Origin of the sequence: Streptomyces sp. Rer75 (assembly GCF_013414305.1) — a bacterium.
Taxonomy (GTDB): Bacteria; Actinomycetota; Actinomycetes; order Streptomycetales; family Streptomycetaceae; genus Streptomyces; species Streptomyces himastatinicus.
This window is the reverse complement of the sequence record NZ_CP058693.1, coordinates 10,104,194-10,122,801: the sequence shown is the minus strand read 5'-3', so window position 1 is coordinate 10,122,801 and position 18,608 is coordinate 10,104,194. Positions and strand designations below refer to the sequence as shown.

At 69.7% G+C, this 18,608-nt stretch carries 19 protein-coding genes and 4 pseudogenes; 15 read left to right on the top strand and 8 right to left on the bottom strand.

Annotated features, from left to right (window positions below; translation table 11 throughout):
* Positions 1 to 212 precede the first annotated feature (212 nt).
* From HYQ63_RS42700 to HYQ63_RS45470, 3 genes and pseudogenes are all read left to right on the top strand, one after another.
* Positions 213 to 611, top strand: a pseudogene (locus HYQ63_RS42700) (alpha/beta hydrolase fold domain-containing protein); the annotation flags it as partial.
* Positions 612 to 646: 35 nt separating this feature from the next.
* Positions 647 to 745, top strand: a pseudogene (locus HYQ63_RS46230) (hypothetical protein); the annotation flags it as partial.
* Between the two features lie 12 nt (positions 746 to 757).
* Positions 758 to 889 (top strand): hypothetical protein, encoded by a 132-nt coding sequence (locus tag HYQ63_RS45470; protein WP_257232524.1) that lies wholly within the window; start codon positions 758 to 760, stop codon positions 887 to 889.
* A 74-nt stretch (positions 890 to 963) separates the two neighbouring features.
* Here HYQ63_RS45470 and HYQ63_RS42690 read toward each other — a convergent pair whose 3' ends face one another.
* Together HYQ63_RS42690 and HYQ63_RS42685 are read right to left on the bottom strand one after the other, a co-directional pair.
* Complete coding sequence (locus tag HYQ63_RS42690; protein WP_179939401.1) at positions 964 to 1,440, bottom strand: tautomerase family protein; 477 nt, start codon at positions 1,438 to 1,440, stop codon at positions 964 to 966.
* A gap of 172 nt (positions 1,441 to 1,612) precedes the next feature.
* Positions 1,613 to 2,308, bottom strand: coding sequence for an SDR family NAD(P)-dependent oxidoreductase (locus HYQ63_RS42685; RefSeq protein WP_179939400.1), 696 nt, complete (start codon positions 2,306 to 2,308; stop codon positions 1,613 to 1,615).
* A 102-nt stretch (positions 2,309 to 2,410) separates the two neighbouring features.
* Here HYQ63_RS42685 and HYQ63_RS42680 point away from each other — a divergent pair, with 102 nt between their 5' ends.
* Together HYQ63_RS42680 and HYQ63_RS42675 are read left to right on the top strand one after the other, a co-directional pair.
* The gene (locus HYQ63_RS42680) at positions 2,411 to 3,289 is read left to right on the top strand and encodes a helix-turn-helix transcriptional regulator (protein WP_179939399.1); all 879 of its coding nucleotides are present in this window, start codon (positions 2,411 to 2,413) and stop codon (positions 3,287 to 3,289) included.
* A gap of 395 nt (positions 3,290 to 3,684) precedes the next feature.
* The gene (locus HYQ63_RS42675) at positions 3,685 to 3,861 is read left to right on the top strand and encodes a hypothetical protein (protein WP_179939398.1); all 177 of its coding nucleotides are present in this window, start codon (positions 3,685 to 3,687) and stop codon (positions 3,859 to 3,861) included.
* Here HYQ63_RS42675 and HYQ63_RS42670 read toward each other — a convergent pair.
* The gene (locus tag HYQ63_RS42670; protein ID WP_179939397.1) at positions 3,848 to 4,858 is read right to left on the bottom strand and encodes an NADP-dependent oxidoreductase; all 1,011 of its coding nucleotides are present in this window, start codon (positions 4,856 to 4,858) and stop codon (positions 3,848 to 3,850) included. The two genes, HYQ63_RS42675 and HYQ63_RS42670, sit on opposite strands and share 14 nt — an antisense overlap.
* Positions 4,859 to 4,969: 111 nt before the next feature.
* Here HYQ63_RS42670 and HYQ63_RS42665 point away from each other — a divergent pair, with 111 nt between their 5' ends.
* Both HYQ63_RS42665 and HYQ63_RS42660 read left to right on the top strand, forming a co-directional pair.
* Positions 4,970 to 5,551 carry a TetR/AcrR family transcriptional regulator gene (locus tag HYQ63_RS42665; RefSeq protein ID WP_179939396.1) on the top strand — a complete coding sequence of 194 codons (582 nt, stop codon included), beginning with the start codon at positions 4,970 to 4,972 and terminating at the stop codon, positions 5,549 to 5,551.
* Positions 5,552 to 5,723: 172 nt separating this feature from the next.
* Positions 5,724 to 6,494 (top strand): oxidoreductase, encoded by a 771-nt coding sequence (locus tag HYQ63_RS42660; protein WP_179939395.1) that lies wholly within the window; start codon positions 5,724 to 5,726, stop codon positions 6,492 to 6,494.
* Positions 6,495 to 6,566: 72 nt separating this feature from the next.
* On the opposite strand, the gene HYQ63_RS42655 is transcribed toward HYQ63_RS42660, so the two are convergent.
* Both HYQ63_RS42655 and HYQ63_RS42650 read right to left on the bottom strand, forming a co-directional pair.
* A complete protein-coding gene (locus HYQ63_RS42655; protein WP_179939394.1) occupies positions 6,567 to 7,475 on the bottom strand; it encodes a LysR family transcriptional regulator in 909 nt (302 codons plus the stop codon).
* An 89-nt stretch (positions 7,476 to 7,564) separates the two neighbouring features.
* A complete protein-coding gene (locus tag HYQ63_RS42650) occupies positions 7,565 to 8,758 on the bottom strand; it encodes a serine hydrolase (protein ID WP_179939393.1) in 1,194 nt (397 codons plus the stop codon).
* 286 nt (positions 8,759 to 9,044) lie between these two features.
* Here HYQ63_RS42650 and HYQ63_RS42645 point away from each other — a divergent pair, with 286 nt between their 5' ends.
* Positions 9,045 to 10,442, top strand: coding sequence for a glycoside hydrolase family 43 protein (locus HYQ63_RS42645; protein ID WP_257232523.1), 1,398 nt, complete (start codon positions 9,045 to 9,047; stop codon positions 10,440 to 10,442).
* Positions 10,443 to 10,641: 199 nt separating this feature from the next.
* Here the strand turns inward: HYQ63_RS42645 and HYQ63_RS42640 are convergent, their stop codons facing one another.
* Positions 10,642 to 11,064: a MarR family winged helix-turn-helix transcriptional regulator gene (locus HYQ63_RS42640; RefSeq protein ID WP_179939392.1), complete on the bottom strand. Its 423-nt coding sequence runs from the start codon at positions 11,062 to 11,064 to the stop codon at positions 10,642 to 10,644.
* Positions 11,065 to 11,227: 163 nt separating this feature from the next.
* On the opposite strand from HYQ63_RS42640, the gene eno reads away from it, so the two are divergent.
* Both eno and HYQ63_RS45770 read left to right on the top strand, forming a co-directional pair.
* The gene (gene eno / locus HYQ63_RS42635; protein ID WP_179939391.1) at positions 11,228 to 12,535 is read left to right on the top strand and encodes a phosphopyruvate hydratase; all 1,308 of its coding nucleotides are present in this window, start codon (positions 11,228 to 11,230) and stop codon (positions 12,533 to 12,535) included.
* 164 nt (positions 12,536 to 12,699) lie between these two features.
* Positions 12,700 to 12,762, top strand: a pseudogene (locus HYQ63_RS45770) (transposase); the annotation flags it as partial.
* Between the two features lie 52 nt (positions 12,763 to 12,814).
* Here the strand turns inward: HYQ63_RS45770 and HYQ63_RS42630 are convergent.
* Positions 12,815 to 13,543: a transporter substrate-binding domain-containing protein gene (locus HYQ63_RS42630; protein ID WP_179939390.1), complete on the bottom strand. Its 729-nt coding sequence runs from the start codon at positions 13,541 to 13,543 to the stop codon at positions 12,815 to 12,817.
* Between the two features lie 364 nt (positions 13,544 to 13,907).
* Here HYQ63_RS42630 and HYQ63_RS42625 point away from each other — a divergent pair, with 364 nt between their 5' ends.
* The 5 genes and pseudogenes from HYQ63_RS42625 to HYQ63_RS45460 all read left to right on the top strand — a co-directional run bounded on the left by HYQ63_RS42625 (position 13,908) and on the right by HYQ63_RS45460 (position 17,717).
* Positions 13,908 to 15,077, top strand: coding sequence for a cytochrome P450 (locus HYQ63_RS42625; protein ID WP_257232522.1), 1,170 nt, complete (start codon positions 13,908 to 13,910; stop codon positions 15,075 to 15,077).
* 306 nt (positions 15,078 to 15,383) lie between these two features.
* Complete coding sequence (rpmF, locus tag HYQ63_RS42620; RefSeq protein WP_179939388.1) at positions 15,384 to 15,554, top strand: 50S ribosomal protein L32; 171 nt, start codon at positions 15,384 to 15,386, stop codon at positions 15,552 to 15,554.
* 7 nt (positions 15,555 to 15,561) lie between these two features.
* Positions 15,562 to 16,800, top strand: coding sequence for a GTP-binding protein (locus HYQ63_RS42615; RefSeq protein ID WP_179939387.1), 1,239 nt, complete (start codon positions 15,562 to 15,564; stop codon positions 16,798 to 16,800).
* 59 nt (positions 16,801 to 16,859) lie between these two features.
* Positions 16,860 to 17,312: pseudogene (locus HYQ63_RS45465) on the top strand (tellurite resistance TerB family protein); the annotation flags it as partial.
* A 30-nt stretch (positions 17,313 to 17,342) separates the two neighbouring features.
* Positions 17,343 to 17,717 (top strand): helix-turn-helix transcriptional regulator, encoded by a 375-nt coding sequence (locus HYQ63_RS45460; protein WP_257232711.1) that lies wholly within the window; start codon positions 17,343 to 17,345, stop codon positions 17,715 to 17,717.
* Here HYQ63_RS45460 and HYQ63_RS42605 read toward each other — a convergent pair.
* Positions 17,677 to 18,606 carry a M56 family metallopeptidase gene (locus HYQ63_RS42605; protein ID WP_179939386.1) on the bottom strand — a complete coding sequence of 310 codons (930 nt, stop codon included), beginning with the start codon at positions 18,604 to 18,606 and terminating at the stop codon, positions 17,677 to 17,679. The two genes, HYQ63_RS45460 and HYQ63_RS42605, sit on opposite strands and share 41 nt — an antisense overlap.
* Positions 18,607 to 18,608: the final 2 nt, after the last annotated feature.

Below are 18,608 nucleotides of genomic sequence, written 5' to 3'. Positions count from 1 at the left end.
GGCCCTGATGGAGACCTGGACGGTCCGGAGCCCGCCACGGCCCCTACCCTCACCGAGATCCGCGAAGGTCTGCGCAAGGTGACGCTCGCGGGCGCGCCCAACCCGCCACTCGCCGTCGGCTCCGTCACCGATGACACCGTGGCCGGGGTCCCGGTCCGCGTCTACCGGCCCCGGGAGGACGGGCCCACCGCAACGGTGGCCATGGTGGTGGCTTCATCGGCGGGGACCTGGACACCCACGACAGCGTCTGCCGCCGCCTGTGCCGCGACGTCGAGGCGGTCGTCGTCAGCGTCGACTACCGACTCGCCCCCGAGCACCCCTTCCCCGCCGCTTACAACGACGCCCTGGCTGTGGCCCGCCACGTCGCCGAGCACCCCGGACTCTTCGGTGGCGGCCCGCTCCCCCTCGCCGGGGACAGTGCCGGCGGCAACCTCGCCGCATCGGTCGCCCTGGCCCTGCATGACGACGGCACCCCCGCCGCGGCCCAGCTCCTCGCCTACCCCGCCGTCGACCTGAGCAAGGAGCCCAACTACCCGCCCCTGGCCGATAATGTCCACGGCTCCATGCTGACCGCGTCCGACCTGGACAACTCCCTCAACGCGTACATCAACAATGACCCCGCCTTGGCCAAACCCCCCGGTCCCCACTGCGGGCCGACGATCACTGCGGTCTGGCGCCGGCCGTCATCGGCCTCGGCGACAACGACGCCCTGCGCGACCCGGCCCTGGCCTACGCCGACCTCCTGTGCGCGGCCGGAGTGACGGTACGCCTGCACCGCTATTCCGGGCTGATCCACGGCTTCCTCCACTTCGACACCCTCATCCCCTCCGTGGACGCGGCCGGTGAGATGTACGCCGACTTCAAGAAGCTCATCGTCGCCGCCGCATAAAGGGCAGGAGTCAGCGCCCAAGCCCCCCGGCCGTCCCCTGGTGACGGGCGCCGGGGGCTTGGGCGTGAGCCCGGTCAGGCGCCGAGGTGGGCGCGGATGGCCTTGGCCTTTTCCTCGGTGAACACGCCGGTGTCGAGGAGGGAGAGGATGGACAGCACGCCGCCGCGCGAGCCCCAGCTGCCCTCGTCGATGACGCGGAAGTTGACCCACCATGCGGGCGACGGCTCGGCAAGCCCGCAGGCGTCGGCCATCGCGGTCAGCACGCGCTCGATGACCTCGGTCCGTACTTCCTGGTGCCAGTCCCCGTCCATGACCGTCACATCGATCACCATGACGTCGGCCTCCGGCCCGGCATCCACCAGGAGCTGCCCGCCGATCGCCATCATGGCCGGCTCGCGCTCGACGAAGTGCACCTGGAACCCGGCCCGCGCGGGCGGGGCGAACTGCCCGACCTCGGGCACGAGCACCGCGTCCGTCAGGCTCTCGGCCAGCTTCCGCCGCTGCTCCAGACTCAAGCGACCCTTGGCGGCGTTCACGGTGATGACAGTCACGACTACCTCCTATGACAACTGTTATAAGCGGAGGCTACACAGCTCTATAACGAGTGTCATATCGAAGTGCTCGGCCCACTCGAACAGATCTCCCGGCCGATCGGCCACGCCGGCACCGCCGTCAAGAAGGACAGATGAACCGGCCGTCTTCTTCCGAACCGTCCGGGGGTCTTCACCAGGCCATCGCGCCGTGACGGTCACGGAAGGTTCCGGTCGGTCCGTCCGATCCGATGGTGGCGAGTTCGACGATCGCGTCGGTCCCCTCGGTCACTGTCTGCGGGCCGCTGTGACCGGTGAAGTCGGTCGCCGTGTAGCCGGGGTCGGCCGCGTTCACCTTCACGTCCGGCCAGGACTTCGCGTACTGCGTGGTCAGCATGGTCACGGCGGCCTTCGACGCCGTATAGAGCGGCGCGATGGCCCGGCCCTCGACGCGCTCGGTGTCGTGGGTGGCCGCGAAGGAGCCCATGCCGCTCGACACGTTGACGATGGCCGGGTTCGCGGACTTCCGCAGGAGAGGCAGGAACGCGTGCGTGACGCGGACGATCCCCACGACATTGACCTCGAACACCGCGCTGGCGTCAGCGGCGGTGATCTGGTCGGCGGCGTTGTGGGTGCCGAAGATTCCTGCGTTGTTGATCAGGACGTCGATGCTCCCCTCGTGAGCCCTGACATCGGCGACGGCCGCAGTTACGGACGCGTCGTCGGTCACGTCGATCTGTACGAACCGGGCACCGAGCGCGTCGGCGGCCGCCTGGCCGCGCTGGGGATCGCGCGCACCGACGATGACGGTGTGGCCTGCCTCGATCAGTCGGCGGGCGGTCTCGTACCCGAGAGACTTGTTGGCACCTGTGATGAATGTGGTCGTCATGCGTTCACTCTCGGCCGGTGGCGAGAGAAGAGCCAGTGCCCTCTGCGACGGTAGGACTGCCGGTACCAGGCAGAACGGCCATCCGGCGGACATAATGGCCGAGTGGACGAGACCCTTGGCACGGCACTGCGCCGCTGGCGCGACCGGCTTTCTCCCATAGATGTCGGGCGAACTGCGCGGCCCGGACGGCGTGCAGCGGGGCTGCGGCGCGAGGAGCTGGCCGAGCTCGCCGGACTGTCGGTCGACTACGTGGTGCGGCTGGAACAGGGGCGCGCCACGAACCCTTCGGCGCAGGTCGTCGCGAGCCTGGCCAGGGCACTGCAGCTGGAACCCGAGGAGCGCGATTACGCCTACCGGCTGGCCGGCCTCCTGCCCCCGCACGAGGGGACGATCTCCACGCATGTTCCGGCGGGGGTTCAGCGGATGCTGGCTCGTCTCGGGGAGTTCCCCGTGGGCGTGTTCAGCGCCGACTGGACCTTGCTGTCCTGGACTCCGGCATGGGCGGTGCTGTTGGGCGACCCCAGCGGACGGACACACGCCGAGCGGAATCTGGTGCGAGCGGTCTTCGCCTCGGGGCCCAGAGGGCTCGCCGCCTGGCCCGTGCAGCAGGACGGCGACACCCTGAACTTCGCCCTCGTCGCCGATCTGCGTGCTGCTCTCGTCACCTATCCCCGTGACCGTGGACTGGTTGAGCTCGTGGAGGAACTGCGCTCCACCAGTGCGGAGTTCGCCCGCCTGTGGGACGAGGGCGCGGTCGGGCCGCATGTCTCGGCTCGCAAGACCATCGTGCACCCGCAGGTCGGCGAAGTGACGTGCGACTGCGATGTGCTCACCGTCCCGGGCAGCGACATCCGCCTCGTCGTCTACACGGTGGCCGCGGGTTCCGCCGATGCGGAGAAACTGGAGTTCCTGCGGGTCACGAGCGGCGTTCGCGTCGGCGGCTCCCCGCCTCCGGGGCCCGGACTGTTCTCGGCGCCGTGACAACCGGACCGAGCGGACCCGTCAGGCGGCTCCAGCACCACGTACCACGGCTGGACGCAGCGGACACCGGTGGAACCAACCTCATGAGATGGCGCACTTAGGGGGCGTCTCGCCGATCAGTCCACCCGGTGACCGGAATCCTCGCCTTTTGCCGGGGCGGCCTGGACATCATCACGCAGGAGACCGGGATCGATCCTCCTGCACAACTGCCTGGAGCCTGCCCTGGTCGGCAACGAACGCAGGATCCCCTTCACACCCGACAGCGGCCCCTTCACCCTGGCCGATCGCCTGACGGCACTCGGCATCGACCCGGCCGACCCCGTCGCGGTGAGCGAACTCAAGAGAGTTGATGAGCCGAGAAAACCGTCTGCTCACGGACGAGGACAGCGATCCTCGTGGTGGCCACGGCTTGGGACAGCGCCTTCGAACGACATGCCCACGAGCGGACCGGCGCGGCCGCCGGCCTCACCGAGCCCGAACTGCTGGCACTGCGCGAGGGCCGCGACCCGGAGTTCGCCGATCAGGTGCGGCAAACCGAGCCGACCGAACGGCTCGCCTCTACGCGACCGTGAGCACGATCTTGCCTTGGATATGCCCTCGGGCCGCCCGTTCGTGCGCCGCTCGGGCGTCCGCGAGCGGAAACGTGCTGTCGATCGCGACGCGAACCGTGCCCGCGTCGAGCAGGCGCCCCAGCTCGGCGAGCTGCGCGCCGTTCGAGCGGACCTGGGTGCCGGAGACCGTGACGCCCAGCTTCGCGGTCTCTTCGTCGTCGAAGTCACCGAAGAACACGGGGAACAGGGAGCCGCCGCGCTTGAGCGTGCGCAGGAAGCGACTGCTCTCGGGGCCACCGACGGCGTCGAGAACGAGGTCGACGCCGTGCACGAGTTCCTCGGGACGACTCTTGGTGTAGTCGATGAACTCGTCGGCACCGAGCTCGCGCAGGAATGATTCATGCGCACCCGACGCCACCGCGATGACCCGTGCGCCCTTCCACTTCGCCAGCTGTAGTGCGAAGTGCCCCACGCCGCCCGCGGCGCCGTTGATGAGCACCGTCGTGTCGGCGTCGAGCGCCACCGGGCGATGCCGCGCCGCCTGGAAGGGCGACGGGTGATCGTGTCCGAGCTCGATCAGGAACTGCCACGCCGTCAGCAGGGCCATGGGCGCCCCGGCGGTGTGCACGTGATCGATGCCGGTCGGCTTGCGCGCGAGGTCCGACGCAGGCGCGGCCACGTACTCGGCGTACGCGCTGCCGTCGAAGCTGGGAAAGCGAAGGAGGCCGAAGACTTCATCACCGACGGAGAAGCCGTCCACATCGGCGGCGACGGCTTCGACGACGCCCGACACGTCCGTCCCCGGAACCACGGGCAAGCTGAACTTCGGCCGCGTCTCCGGTGGCAGGTTGGTCAGCCCGTCGCGCAGGTACCAGTCGGGGGGATTGACGCCGACCGCGTGCACGCGAACGAGCACTTCACCCGGCCCCGGCTCGGGAATCGGCACCTCGTCGTAACGCAGAACCTCAGGGCCGCCGTGCTCATGCAGCCGGATCGCCCTCATCGTGTGTGTCGGCATCGTCTTCTCCTGCCCCTACCACGGGATACGCTGAACGGACCAGTGATCCATATATCCGGATCACTGGTCCGAATAATACGGATCACTGATCCGGAAAGGCAAGAGGGAGCGATGCGGGCCGACGCCAGGAAGAATCACGACCACCTGCTCGCCGTTGCGGGCGCCGTCATCACCGAGCAAGGCGTCGACGCATCGATGCGTGACATCGCACGCAGGGCCAATGTGGGGCTCGCGACGCTGCTCCGCCACTTCCCGGCGCGCGAGGCGCTGTTCGAGGCCTTGCTCCGTACGAGCTTCGACGAGCTGACGGCAAGGGCAGGCGAGGTCGAAACGTCGAGCTCGCCCGACGATGCGCTGGTGTCGTGGCTGCGCGACTTCGTCGCATGCGCGCACAACTATCGCGGCGTTGTGGCGTTGATGGTGGCTGCCATCGAGGACACGGAGTCCGCACTGCATACGTCGTGCGTCACGATGCGCGCCGCCGGCACGCGACTCCTTGCCCGCGCTCAGGCTGAGGGCATGGCACGAACCGACATCGACGGCACCGACCTGTTCGCGCTGGCCGGGTCGCTCGCGTGGCTCAGCGACCAACCCTCGCTCGCCCCTCGCGCCGATCACCTCTTCGATGTTGTCGCGAGCGCGATCCTGACGCATCCAGCGCACACCGATGTTGGGGAGGCCAGGAGGCCATAGGCGTTCCCTATAGCACCTGCTGATATTTCGTCTTTGCCTCTCGTTCTTCTCCGTACGTACCGTGAAACGGCTCGACGAGGTGCTCACCGCGATTTCTCCGAAGATTCGCCTCTGCGCACCTCGATCCTTCTTCCGTCGAGCGGACAAACGCATAATTGAGAGGACCGGTGGCATGACCACGATCGAGTACGGATCGGGAACGCGAGAACTCGCGGGAAAGCGGGCCCTGGTCACGGGTGGTTCTCGCGGAATCGGAGCGGCCGTCGTGCGCCAACTCCTGGACGCGGGCGCCGAGGTGCTCACGACCGCCAGGTCGGCGACGGGCACGGTGCCGGAGGGGGCCTCCTTCGTGGAGGCCGACGTGCGGACTCGGGCGGGAGCGGAGGCGCTCGCCGCGGCCGCACAGGAGGTGCTCGGCGGGGTGGACATCCTGGTCCACAACGCGGGTGGGGCGGCACCGCACGCGGGCGCCGTGGCCATCCCCGACGAGGAGTGGCAGGACGCGCTGGACTTGAACTTCCTGGCGTCGGTGCGGCTGGACTCGCTGCTGGCACCGGGGATGCGGGAACGGCGTTCGGGGGCGATCGTGCACGTCTCCTCGGCCGCGGTCACCCTCACGCCGCCACCGTTCCTGCACTACGTGGCGGCGAAGGTGGCGCTGGAGGCGTACAGCCGGGGACTGGCCTCGGAGCTGGCCCCGTTCGGAATCCGGGTCAACACCGTGTCTCCCGGCAGAACCGCCACCCCCGGCGGCGAAGCGACGCGGGAGCAGTGGGCGCGCCTGGACGCGGGGCCGGGCCAGGACAACACCACTCCCCCGCTGGGGCGCGATGGGCGGCCCGACGACATCGCCCACGCGGTGCTGTTCCTCATGTCCGACCGGGCGAATTGGCTGACCGGGAGCAATCTCGTCGTGGACGGCGGCGAATTCCCCAGGAGCTGACACCGACGGAATTTCCGGGACACCAGTTTCGGCAAGAGGAATTCAGCGGCGTTCCGCCTCCTTCTCGGCCGGTCAGGACACCGGTGAGAAGAAAGCGGATTTGTGCCAGGTCTCCTGACGCAGGAGTTCCAGCAGGGCCCTCTCCGCCGGGCCCGCGCCATTCCGGAGCGCGGCGACGACGGGCTGGGACACGACCGGGAACACCGGGCGCGCGAGGTGCTCGTACTCCTGGGGCACCGCGGAGACCGGGACGAGCGTCACCCCCAGCCCGTGGGCGGCCCAGCGCACGGCCGTCGCCGTCTGGGACACGCGGGCGACCGTGGTCGGGGTCAGTTCGTTGTCCCGCAGCACGTCCCGCAGCACGTCCCGCAGCACGCCGTCGAGCGCGCTGTCGCGGTCGAACCTCACCCACGGCTCCCCCTCCAGGTCGCTCAGCTCGACCCGGTCGGCTGCGAGCCGCGGGTGCCCGGCGCCCAGCACCACGACGAACTCCTCGTCGCCGAGGTGGTGGGCGTCGGCGGGGCCCTCGCACGGCTCGGCCACCAGGGCGAGGTCCAGCACGCCCCGGCGCCCCAGCCGTTCCAGCTCGGCGGGGTTCGGTTCCTCGAAGACGGTGACCTCCAGCCGCGGGAAGCGGCGGCGCAGCGCGCCCAGCGCACCCGGCAGCTGCCGCGTGCCCAGACCCATCTGCACCGCGACCAGCAGCTCGCCCTCCAGCTCATCGCCACCGGCCCGGGCCGTCGCCCTCGCCCGCCGCGCCGCGCTCACCGCGACCTCCGCCTCCCGCAGGAACGCACGGCCGACCACGGTGGGCACCAGTCCGGTCGGCGTGCGGTCGAACAGCGTCACGCCGAGTTCCCGCTCCAGGCCGCGGATCTGCTGGGACACCGACGGTTGAGCGACGTGCAGCACCTCCGCCGCCGCCGTCACCGAGCCCTCCTCGGCGACGGCCAGGGCGTACTCGAACTGACGAAGGCTCATCGGCTCCCGTCCCCCTCCCTGCGGTGCACCGCAGTCCACCCCGATGTCATCGTTGTCATAGTAAGTGAGCGTTCTTCGACCTCGGTGGATCAAGCGACCGACCCTTCGGCACTCGGGGCGCGGGTGAGCAAGTCGGCGACCCGAGCGGTCATCTGGCTCTCCTCGCCGTTGCGGGCGGTCGTCGGGTGGTACGCGAGCACAAAGCGGCGTCGCTGGTCACGGGTGGAGAACGCGGCGTTCTTGTAGCCGTACGTCTCGCCGGTCTTGCCCCACCAGGTCACGCCGTTGACGGTGGCCTGCTGTAGCCCGGTGCTGTAGCGGGCCGGGCTGCCGTCCAGCATCCGCACGTCGTCCGGCGGCAGGGTGAACATCAGCCGGAGCAGCTCGGGCGGAAGCAACGCGCCGGAAAACAGCGCAGCGAGCATCCGGTCGACATCGCCCGTGGTGGAGATCATGTCGCCTTCGCCCCGGGCGGCCGACTGGTCGTACACGGTGATGTCCCGCAGACTGCCGTCGGCCATCTTCAGGTAGCCGTGCACGTGTCGGCCATGGATGTGTGGGTCGTCGCCCTGTACGACGGTGTGCTCCAGGCCCAGCGGGCGCAGGATGCGGGCCTCGACGGCCTCCCCGTACGGGTGGCCGGTCACCGTATCGATGATGAGCGCGGCCAGTACGTAGTTGATGCCGCGGTACTGCTGCCTGGTGCCCGGCGCGAACTTCAGCGGCCCGTGCGTCGCCGTCGCCACCCACTCCCGCGGCGTCCAGTGATCGAAGCGGTGCTGGAACACCTCCTCCGCAGTCTTCGGTTCCGGGATGCCGACATGGTTGGGCAGCCCGCTGGTGTGGTTCAGCAGGTGCGCCACGGTGACGGCCGCGTACCGGTCCGGCAGCAGCCCGGGCAGGATCCGTCGCACCGGCGTATCCAGCGTGATCCGGCCCTCCGCCACCAACTGGAGTACCACCGTGGCGACGAAGATCTTGGTGATGCTGCCGACCCGAACCTTGTCGCCCGCCCCCACCGGCCGCCCCGTCCCGATGTCGGCCACGCCCGAGGTACCGCGCCAGTGGCCCGCTGTGCCGCTGATGCGCAGCTGGGCCGCGGTCGACGGCGGGCTCTCGAGGTCGTCGATCGCGGCCTGTAACGCGGCGGGGTCCAGCGGCGGGAGCGGCTGGGGCGAGGCGGCGGCGCGACGTGCGGGCAGCGCTACGCCGGTGGCCAGCGCGGCGGTTCCTGCCAGCGCGGCTCTCCCAAAGCCCCTTCGTGACATGCGCGTTGAGATCATGCCCTACACGCTGTCAGCGGGCGGGCACCTGGGCATCGGGGGCGCCCCCCGGTGATCCCTGATCCCGCCCTGACCTGTCCCGCACACGAAAGAACGTTCTGCTGCCCGGCCGGGCTCGGCAGAACGATTGACGCCCCAGCTGTCACGGTCTACCTTCTGACCGATTCACCGAACTCTGTTCGAAATATCGACACCATCTGGTGCCTGGCCGCATATCCCATGCCCCCGACACCCCCCACGAGCCGCGGCCACTCGCCCGGCTCATGCACCTCCCTTGGAGACCAAGATGAGTGCAATGCCGCCCGGCCCCCAGCCGTCCCGCCGCCGCTTCCTCGGCATGGCCGCCGCCACTCCCCTGGCGGTATCCGGCGCCCTGACCCTCGGCGCCGGTACAGCCCACGCCGCAGACTCGGCTTATGCGATGTGCTACTTCACCGAGTCGACCAGCCTCGGCGCGGGCACCGACTACGGCCTCCACCTCGCCGTCAGCACGGACTCCCTCAACTGGACGCCGCTGAACCAGAACAACCCCCTGGTCACCCCCACCGCGGGCGCCCTCGGTCTGCGCGACCCCTTCCTCATGCGTAAACAGGACGGCAGGTTCGTCGTCCTCGCCACCGATCTCAAGGGGACCGACTGGAGTTACAACAGCCAGTACATCCATGTCTGGGACTCCGCGGACTTACGCACCTTCACCGGCTACCGGCGGCTGAAGCTGCACGACATGACCACCCACAGCTGGGCCCCCGAGGCGTTCTGGGACGCGGGCAGGGGGCAGTACGCGGTCATCTACTCCTCGGTCAACTCCAGCGGCCACAACGTGATCATGGTCAACTACACCAGCGACTTCGTCACCGCCTCCGCCCCGCAGGTCTTCTTCGATCCCGGCTACGACGTGATCGACGGAGACATGGCCGTCGGTGTCAACGGCTACAACTACTTGTTCTTCAAGAAGAACCAGACACTGGTGGCGGCCCGCTCCACCTCCCTGAACCCGGGCAGCTTCCGGGAGTTCAGCACCGGTGTCGCGCACGGCGGCACCGAGGCCCCGACCGTCTACAAGTCCCTGACCTCGAACACCTGGTACCTGTGGGGCGACACCTACACCCCCAACGGGGTCTTCTACGCCTGGCGGAGCACCGACCTCGCCTCCGGCACCTGGACCGCGCTCGACCAGAAGACCTACACCCAGCCCGTCAACTCCAAGCACTGCGGCATCACGACGATCACCACGACCGAGTACAACAACCTGATCGCCACATGGGGCGCCCCGGCTTGGAACCGGCTGAAGTCGTACAACTACCCGGACCGATACGTCCGCCACTTCGACTACGTCGGCCGCATCGACACGTACCCCTTCGACCTGTACACCGACTCGCTGTGGAAGCTGGTGCCGGGCCTCGCCGACAGCTCGGGGGTGTCCTTCCAGTCGGTCAACCACCCCACCCGCCACCTGCGCCACTACAATTACGAACTCCGGCTCGACGCCAACGACGGGACATCGACGTTCGCCGCGGACGCCACCTTCTACCGCACGGCCGGGCTGGCCGACTCGACCTGGGCTTCCTTCCGCTCGTACAACAACCCCACCCGCTACATCCGCCACTCCAACTACGTCCTGCGCATCGACCCCATCTCCACGGCGACCGAGCGGCAGGATGCGACTTTCCGCGTCGGCTACTGAGCGGCGTGTGTGATATCCGGGCCACAGGCTCGTCCCAGCCTCCCCCTATGCGGCCTCCCTGGTCTCCCTTCCGTCGGCGGGCCATCCGGCCCGCCGTGGGACATAACGATGGTCACCAGTGGGGCGACTTCTTCGGGCTGACTACCCTTGGGGGCGCGTGCCGGGCGTCGCGACGGGGCCAACGTTGCCTGTCGGGGCGCTAGCGCGTGGCGAGACGCTCCAGCAGGGCGGCGCTCCGTGCCAGCAACGCCCGCTCCTCATCCGTGAGTTCGGCCTCGATTGCCTGCGCGAGCCAACCGGCCCTGCGGCCGCGCTCCGCTTCGAGCGCGGCCCGGCCCGCGTCCGACAGCTCGACCAGCGACTTGCGGCCGTCCGTGGGGTGCGCCCGGCGCGTGATCAGGTTCTGTTCCATGAGCAGCCCCACCGCCCGGGCCATCGACTGGGGGCGTACGCGCTGATCGGAGGCGAGGTCGCTGGTGGTCATGGCGCCGTTGCGGTCGAGCGCGCCGAGCACGGCGACCTGGCCCAGCGGGATGCGGTCCTCGTGTTTGACGCGTCGGGTGAGCTTGCCCATCGCGGTGCGCAGTTCGGCGGCGATGGCGGCGGCTTCCGAGGTGGGCATAGGGCACTTTACCCCGTTGGTCAGCAAGGCTGTGCACCTGACTTACACAGCAATGCTGTACAGCCAAACTGAACAGCATTGCTGTAGAGTTTGGTGTTGTCGGGCTCAGCGCCAGCGTTGTCGCAGCCGGGGCCACGGCACACGACAACGGGAAGGAACTCCCATGTCCGCAAAGGCACTCGGAACCGTCAACGCCACCGTCGAGACCGTCGCCGCCCGCCGGATCATCGACAGCCGGGGCAACCCCACGGTCGAGGTCGACGTCGTCCTGGCGGATGGGTCCCTGGGGCGCGCGGCTGTCCCCTCCGGCGCCTCCACCGGTGCCCGGGAGGCCGTGGAACTGCGCGACGGAGACTCCGCGCGCTGGCACGGCAAGGGCGTCGACCGCGCGGTGGCCCACGTGGGCGGCGAGATCGCGGCGTCCGTGCGCGGCCGGGACGCGGCGGACCAGGCGGGTCTCGACGCCGCGCTGGTCGCCCTCGACGGCACCGCCACGAAGTCTCGGCTCGGCGCCAACGCGATCCTCGGCGTCTCCCTCGCCGCCGCCAAGGCCGCCGCGGCGGCCCACCGCCAGCCCCTCTACCGCTACCTCGGCGGCGTCGACGCCCACCTCCTGCCGCTGCCGATGATGAACATCGTCAACGGCGGCGCCCACGCCGACAATCCGCTGGATTTCCAGGAGTTCATGATCGCGCCCGTGGGCGCGGACACCTTCGCCGAAGCCGTCCGCATGGGCAGCGAGGTCTTCCACACCCTGCGCCGCGATCTACTGGCCGCCGGGCACTCCACGGGCGTCGGCGACGAGGGTGGCTTCGCGCCCGCGCTGCGTACCGCTGAGGAGGCGCTCGACTTCGTGATGTCCGCCATCGAGCGCACCGGCTACCGCCCCGGCACGGACATCGGCCTGGTCATGGACCCGGCGTCGTCGGAGTTCTTCCGCGACGGGGTGTACGACTACGCGGGCGAGGGGGTGCGCCGCACCCCCTCTGAGCACGCCGACTACCTGGCCAAGCTCATCGACGCCTACCCGGTCGTCTCCATCGAGGACCCGATGGCGGAGAACGACCTGGACGGCTGGCGCGAGCTGACCGCCCGCGTCGGCGACCGCTGTCAGCTCACCGGCGACGACGTGTTCTGCACCAACGAGACGCTGCTGCGCGAGGGCATCCGCACCGGCGTCGGCAACTCGGTCCTGGTCAAGGTCAATCAGATCGGGACCCTGACCGAGGCGCTGGCCGCGGTGGCCACGGCCCACCAGGCGGGCTGGACGGCCGTCATGTCGCACCGCTCGGGCGAGACGGAGGACACCACCATCGCGGATCTGGCAGTGGCGACCGGCTGCGGCCAGATCAAGACCGGCTCGCTCTCCCGCTCCGACCGCACTGCGAAGTACAACCAACTGATCCGGATCGAAGAGGAGTTGGGCGACTCGGCGCGCTTCGCGGGCCGCTCCGCGCTGCGTCGGGCGTGAACAGCAGGCAAAGGTAGGGAGCATGCGGGCCCCCGATCACGATCGGGGGCCCGCTCGCGTACCGGCAAGACAAAACTTCCTGGGCTGTTCACCAGAGCACCTCTCACCGCGAGCCACGCCGAAGGCGGCGGACCTACCACCGCCATGGCGGAGTCCGGCACCTGTTCGCCGCCCTGCGCTACTTCACCCTCGACGGCACCGACCACGCCGACCACAAGGAGCAGGGTCCGATCAACTCCCAGCGGACATCGGATAGATCGGGGCGAACCGTCCTCGGGGTCATTGCTCCGTGGGTGCGGCGAGTGCCGGGTCCTGTCCGGACCGGCTCAGGGCCTGGGCGACGAACCCGGACTCCGTCAGGTGAGCCACCGTCTCGCTCAGGAAGCGCACCGTCTCCGGATGCCGCGTCTTCGTCGTGCCGAGGGCCTGCCGGATGGTCATAAACGCGGGCTCGATGAGACGCAGTTCGGGTCGTTCGGCGAGGTGTGCGGCGAGTGGCTGCCGGATTCCCGCTGCGGCCTCCAGCTTCTCGGCGTGGAAGACGTCCGCCCCCTCCGGGCCCCGGACCACGGTGGCGTGGCGCAGGGTGCGCGTCAGGTAGAGATCGTAGGCGGAGCCCTGCTTCACGCCGATGCGGATGCCCGGACGGTCCACGTCTTCAGGGGTCCGCAGCGTGGAGTCGGCCGGGACGGCGTACACGCCTTCGATGTGTACGTACGGGGCGGTGAACGCGATCTCCGCCTCACGGGCCGGTTCGACGGCGAGGAAACACAGGTCGGCGCGGCCGGTGGCCATGGCCTCATAGGACTTGCGGGCCGCGTCGAAGCAGAGGAACTCCACGGGTAGGCCAAGGCGTCGGGCTATCTCACCGGCAAGATCGACGGTGACCCCGCGGGGCGCGTCCGGGGTGCCCTGGGCGAGGACGGGGTTGCCGAGGTTGACGGAGGCGCGGAGCACTCCGGAGGGGGCGAGGTCGCGGGCGAGCGCGGTGACGTCAGGCATCTCCATGGGCCGAGTCTAAGTACGGCCAGCAACCCTCGGCTCGCCGAGTCAATCGTCGTGCGGCGCGCGCTTGGGGATCGTAAGCTCGCGCCAGTACTCGAACCGGTCCGCGGCAGATGCCTCCTCGCTTCGGTCCGTCGCGAACACCATGGCTCCCCGCTCCCCTCCTGCTGAGTACCCGTCCCACTCGCCTTCCCGGGCATCATGCGTGCAGCGCGTTCGCGACGTAGCGCGCCGGGGCGGACACGGCCATCCCGAAAGGCTCGCCTGAGACCCTCTGGAGCGGCGCGAGCCGCCCCAGGGCGGAGGTGGTGATGGTGCAGAGCGCACGCAGATGACGAACGCTTCGAGCGGATTGGACCCTGACCGCGTGAACAATGCCCCGCAGGACAACCAGAAGCCGCACGACCGCGGCAGCGCCCAGCAGTCCCAGTGCCCCGTCCGGCCCGTACGGAGCGGCTCATCCGCGCACACCAGCTACCTCGTCACCGGTTACGCACAAGCCAGGCAGGCACTCGCCGACCCACGACTGTCAAAGGACACCGCCGCCTTCTTCGCCAACAAGGGCTCCAAGCGCCGGCTGCACCCCGCCGTCTCGCAGAGCATGCTCGCCAGCGACCCTCCGCAGCACACCCGCCTTCGCAAGCTGGTGGCCAGGACGTTCACCACGGGCTCTGTTGCCGCGCTGCGTCCGTTCATCGAGCAGGTGACTGACGATCTCCTGGACGCGTGGCCCACGCATGGCGAGGTCGACGTCGTCGCCGACCTCGCCATGCCTCTCCCCGTGACCGTGATCTGCGAGCTGCTCGGAGTGCCCGAGGACAACCGGTCGGACGTCAAACGCTGGTCCGCCGAGCTGTTCGCGGCAGGCCAGCCCGAACGGATCGACGCCGCCTCGCATGCGATGGCCGAGTACATGGTGGGCCTCATCGCCGAAAGGCGAGAGCGCCCGGGCGACGCGCTGCTGGACGACCTCATCCGGGTCCGGGACGGCGAGGACCGGCTCAGCGAGGAGGAGCTGGTGTCCCTCGCCGTTCTCCTCCTCGTCGCCGGGCACGAAACCACCACCAACTTCATCGGCAGCGCGCTCCTCGCGCTCCTACGGCAGCCCGCCGATCTGGAACGGTTGCGCCGCGAGCCAGACCTCGTACCGGGTGCCCTGGACGAGCTGCTCCGCCGCAGCTCCCCCGTCAGCGTGGCCACGTTCCGGTACACCACGGAGTCCGTCACCCTCGGCGGCACCGAGATCCCGGCGGACACTCCGGTGCAGGTGGCCATCGGAGTCGCGAACCGCGATCCCGCCCGGTTCCCCGCCCCCGAGCAGCTCGACCTCGGACGGGACGCCACCGGACACCTCAGCTTCGGCCACGGCATCCACCGGTGTGTCGGCGCCCCGCTGGCCAGAGCTGAAGCGGAACTCGCCCTCCGAAAACTCCTGGCCCGCTTCCCGAACCTCCGGCTAGCCGTGCCCCCGGAAGACCTGGTCTGGCGTCCGACGCGCCTGGTTCGCGGCCTGACGGCTCTCCCCGTCCTTGTCTGAGACGTCGTCCGGCGCCCCGGGGGCCCCAGAGGGGGCGGCGCTCGCCGCAACAGGTCCAAGGACGCGGCCTCGGGATTGCGGCGTGTTGCCGGACACCACACCCGGCAAGCCGCAGCCCCTCACTCCGGCCCCCGCCCGATGGCGGTGACGAGCCCATATGCGTTCCTGCGCACCCGCAACATCACCAACGGCACTTTTCCTCCTGAGCGACGGCTTCACAGCGCACCCATCACGCTACATGAAAACGGCACCCATTTTCATGTAAGGTTGCAGGAACCACACCGAGCAGGAAAGGACCCATACGTCATGGCCGTGCCCAAGCGAAAGATGTCCCGGAGCAACACCCGCAACCGCCGCGCGCAGTGGAAGGCGAGCGCGCCGGACCTGGTGACGATCACCATCGACGGCCGCGAACACCAGGTGCCACGACGGCTCGTCCCCGCCTACCGGCGCGGTCTGCTCCGCCCCGAGGACTGACCGCGCCATGTCCGACCAGCTTCCGGTGACGGTCTTGTCGGGTTTCCTGGGATCCGGCAAGACCACCCTCCTCAACCACCTCCTCAACAACCGCGACGGGCTGCGGGTCGCCGTCATCGTCAACGACATGAGCGAGGTGAACATCGACGCCGCACTCGTCCGCGACGGCGACGCGGCCCTCTCCCGCACCGAAGAGCGCCTCGTCGAGATGACGAACGGCTGCATCTGCTGCACCCTGCGCGACGACCTGCTGGAGGAGGTGGACCGGCTCGCGAGAGAGGGACGGTTCGACTATCTCCTCATCGAGTCCAGCGGCATCTCCGAGCCCATGCCCGTCGCCGCCACCTTCGCCTTCCCCCGCGACGACGGCGCCACGCTGGACGAGGTCGCGCGGCTCGACACCATGGTCACGGTCGTCGACGCCGCGAACTTCCTCCCGGAGCTGACCGGCGGGGACGAGCTGGTCGCGCGGGGACTCGACCAGTACGAGGACGACGAGCGCACCGTCAGCGATCTCCTCATGGACCAGGTCGAGTTCGCCGACGTCATCGTCCTCAACAAGCTCGACCTGGTCACCCCGGACACGGCCGAACGGCTCGCGGCGGCGCTGTCCCGGCTCAACCCGGCCGCCCGACTCGTACCCGCCACACACGGCCGGGTCGCCCCCACGGACGTGCTCGGTACCGGCCGCTTCGACCTCGAACGCGCCCAGCAGGCCCCCGGCTGGGTGAGGGAACTCAACGGCGACCATGTGCCGGAGACCGAGGAGTACGGCATCTCCAGCACGGTCTTCCGGGCCACCCGGCCCTTCCATCCCGCCCGGCTGTGGGACTTCGTCGCCACGGACCTGGACACCGGGGCCTACGGCGGCGTCCTGCGCTCCAAGGGCTTCTTCTGGCTGGCCACCCGCCCGCGGGTGACCGGACTGTGGTCGCAGGCAGGCGCCGTCGCCCGGTTCGAGCCCTCCGGAGTACGCGACGGCCACAGCGAGGCCGGCGAGGCCGCCGAGCGCGGCCAGGAACTCGTCTTCATCGGCACCGGACTGCGTCCCACCGCCCTGCACCGCGCCCTGTCCGCGTGCCTGCTCACCGAGGACGAGCAGGCACTGGGCGCCCAAGGCTGGTCGGCCTGGGACGACCCCTTCCCCGCCTGGGAGACCTACGGCCTCGAAGAGACCTGTGACCACGAGCACAGCCTGTACGATGCCGACCCCGCAACTTCGCGCCACCTCTCTACAACCCTGTAGTTTTCTGTTTCCGCATCACGCGATGGGGAGTGATGCGGAGTACAGACAAGGAGATGCAGATGGCGCTGTGGGACCGCCTCAAGGACTCGGTCCAAACGATGCAGGCTCAGCTCACGGCGAAGAAAAGCCACTTGAAGAGCGGAGCCTTCCGGGACGCCAGCATCGCGATGTGCGCCCTGGTGGCGGCAGCGGACGGCAGGATCGACCCCTCGGAGCGGGAACGCGTCGCCCAGCTCATCGCCCTCAACGATGTGCTCCAGACGTTCCCTTCGGACGATCTGCACCGCCGCTTCGAGGAGCACCTCGACAGGCTGACCGTGGACTTCGGCCTCGGCAAGGTCAGTGCGATACAGGAGATCAGCAAGGCGAAGAAGAAGCCCGCCGAGGCACGGGCCGTCGTCCAGATCGGCATCGTCATCGGTGGCGCCGACGGCCACTTCGACGACAGCGAACGGGCCGTCGTCCGCGAAGCCTGCTTCGCCCTGGACATCCCTCCGGCCGAGTTCGACCTGGAACCGCACGCGGCCGACGACCAGGCCGACGTGGAGCAGGAGACGCACCCCGGGGCCGCCCTGCCGGGAGACGAGCTTCAGGTGTTCCTCAAGGCGCTGGCGAGCGGGACGCGCCAGAAGCTCTTCTCGCACTTCGCCACTGGCGAGGAGCTGACGGTCGGCGAGGCCGCCGAACGTGCCGGACTCGGTGCGTCGACCACTTCCGAACACCTCGCCATCCTCCGACGCGGTGGGCTGCTCCAGTCGATACGTACCGGCAAGCTCGTCCGCTACCGCACCGACCAGGAGAACATCACCGAACTCCTCGGGCAGCTCCATTCCTACCTGCTCGCCCCATCGACACCGCCCGACACCCGCGACCCGGTTACATCGGGGTGGCCGCGTGAAGGATCAGGAACAGGGTGACCGCCGAGTTCGCCGAGGACAGCGCCGACGCCGTCGTGCCCACCGCGGCACCCCATGCGGCCAGGCCCACCGTGGTGAAAGCGGGCGGCCAGATGCGCCCCGCGGGAGCAGGGCGCAGCAGCGCGGCCACCCGGCGGGGCACCGGCCCCGTGGCCGCGAAGCCCGCCAGCGTGGCGACCGGCGCGCCCCGGGACATCAGCGCCGACTTGCCGATCGCCCGCGCCACGGTGCGCCGGCTGCCGACCGCCTGTGCCGCCTCCTCGTCCGCCCACCGCTCGGCCGTGTAGGTGACCGCGGTCCGCAGGGGGCGCAGGAACGGGTTGGCCCGCGCCGCGAGTTGCACGGTGAGCAGGAACCGGTGGTGGCGGCGGGCGAGATGCGTGCGTTCGTGGGCGAACAAGGCCCGGCGCTCGGCCGAGTCCAGCCCGGCGAGCATCCCGGTGCTCACCACGACGCGGTCCCGCCTGCCCGGCAGCGCGTAGGCGTACGGCGCCTCGTCGGGCAGCACCGCCACCGGGGTGGCGGGCAGGCCCGCGAGGGCGCGCTCGGCGCGGCGCCGTACGCGCTGGTGGCGCCACACCAGCCGGGTGCACGCGGCGAGCACGGCGAACAGCGCGGGAATGGCGGCCTTGCCCGCCACCTCGTCGTACGGAACGGCCTCGCGCACCTCCGGGTCCGACCAGCCGTCGGGCAGCGGGTTGCCGGGCAACTGGGCGGTGCCGACGACCATCAGCAGCCCCAGGCACAGCGTGCTGCACACCGCGAACACCCCGGCCACCGCGGACAGCAGCCAGGTCGCCGCACGCGGGTGCAGGTGCTGCTCCGCCAGCCGGGCGATCGGCCACGCCGTCAAGGGCAGCACCAGCGGCAGGAAGACGAAGACCCCCATGA

Coding starts and splice junctions, on each gene's coding strand:
- HYQ63_RS42685 (WP_179939400.1), bottom strand. CDS start 2,308: ATGACGACCACATTCATCACAGGTGCCAACAAGTCTCTCGGGTACGAG.
- HYQ63_RS42670 (WP_179939397.1), bottom strand. CDS start 4,858: ATGCCGACACACACGATGAGGGCGATCCGGCTGCATGAGCACGGCGGC.
- HYQ63_RS42665 (WP_179939396.1), top strand. CDS start 4,970: ATGCGGGCCGACGCCAGGAAGAATCACGACCACCTGCTCGCCGTTGCG.
- HYQ63_RS42660 (WP_179939395.1), top strand. CDS start 5,724: ATGACCACGATCGAGTACGGATCGGGAACGCGAGAACTCGCGGGAAAG.
- HYQ63_RS42655 (WP_179939394.1), bottom strand. CDS start 7,475: ATGAGCCTTCGTCAGTTCGAGTACGCCCTGGCCGTCGCCGAGGAGGGC.
- HYQ63_RS42650 (WP_179939393.1), bottom strand. CDS start 8,758: ATGATCTCAACGCGCATGTCACGAAGGGGCTTTGGGAGAGCCGCGCTG.
- HYQ63_RS42645 (WP_257232523.1), top strand. CDS start 9,045: ATGAGTGCAATGCCGCCCGGCCCCCAGCCGTCCCGCCGCCGCTTCCTC.
- HYQ63_RS42640 (WP_179939392.1), bottom strand. CDS start 11,064: ATGCCCACCTCGGAAGCCGCCGCCATCGCCGCCGAACTGCGCACCGCG.
- eno (WP_179939391.1), top strand. CDS start 11,228: ATGTCCGCAAAGGCACTCGGAACCGTCAACGCCACCGTCGAGACCGTC.
- HYQ63_RS42630 (WP_179939390.1), bottom strand. CDS start 13,543: ATGGAGATGCCTGACGTCACCGCGCTCGCCCGCGACCTCGCCCCCTCC.
- rpmF (WP_179939388.1), top strand. CDS start 15,384: ATGGCCGTGCCCAAGCGAAAGATGTCCCGGAGCAACACCCGCAACCGC.
- HYQ63_RS42615 (WP_179939387.1), top strand. CDS start 15,562: ATGTCCGACCAGCTTCCGGTGACGGTCTTGTCGGGTTTCCTGGGATCC.
- HYQ63_RS42605 (WP_179939386.1), bottom strand. CDS start 18,606: ATGGGGGTCTTCGTCTTCCTGCCGCTGGTGCTGCCCTTGACGGCGTGG.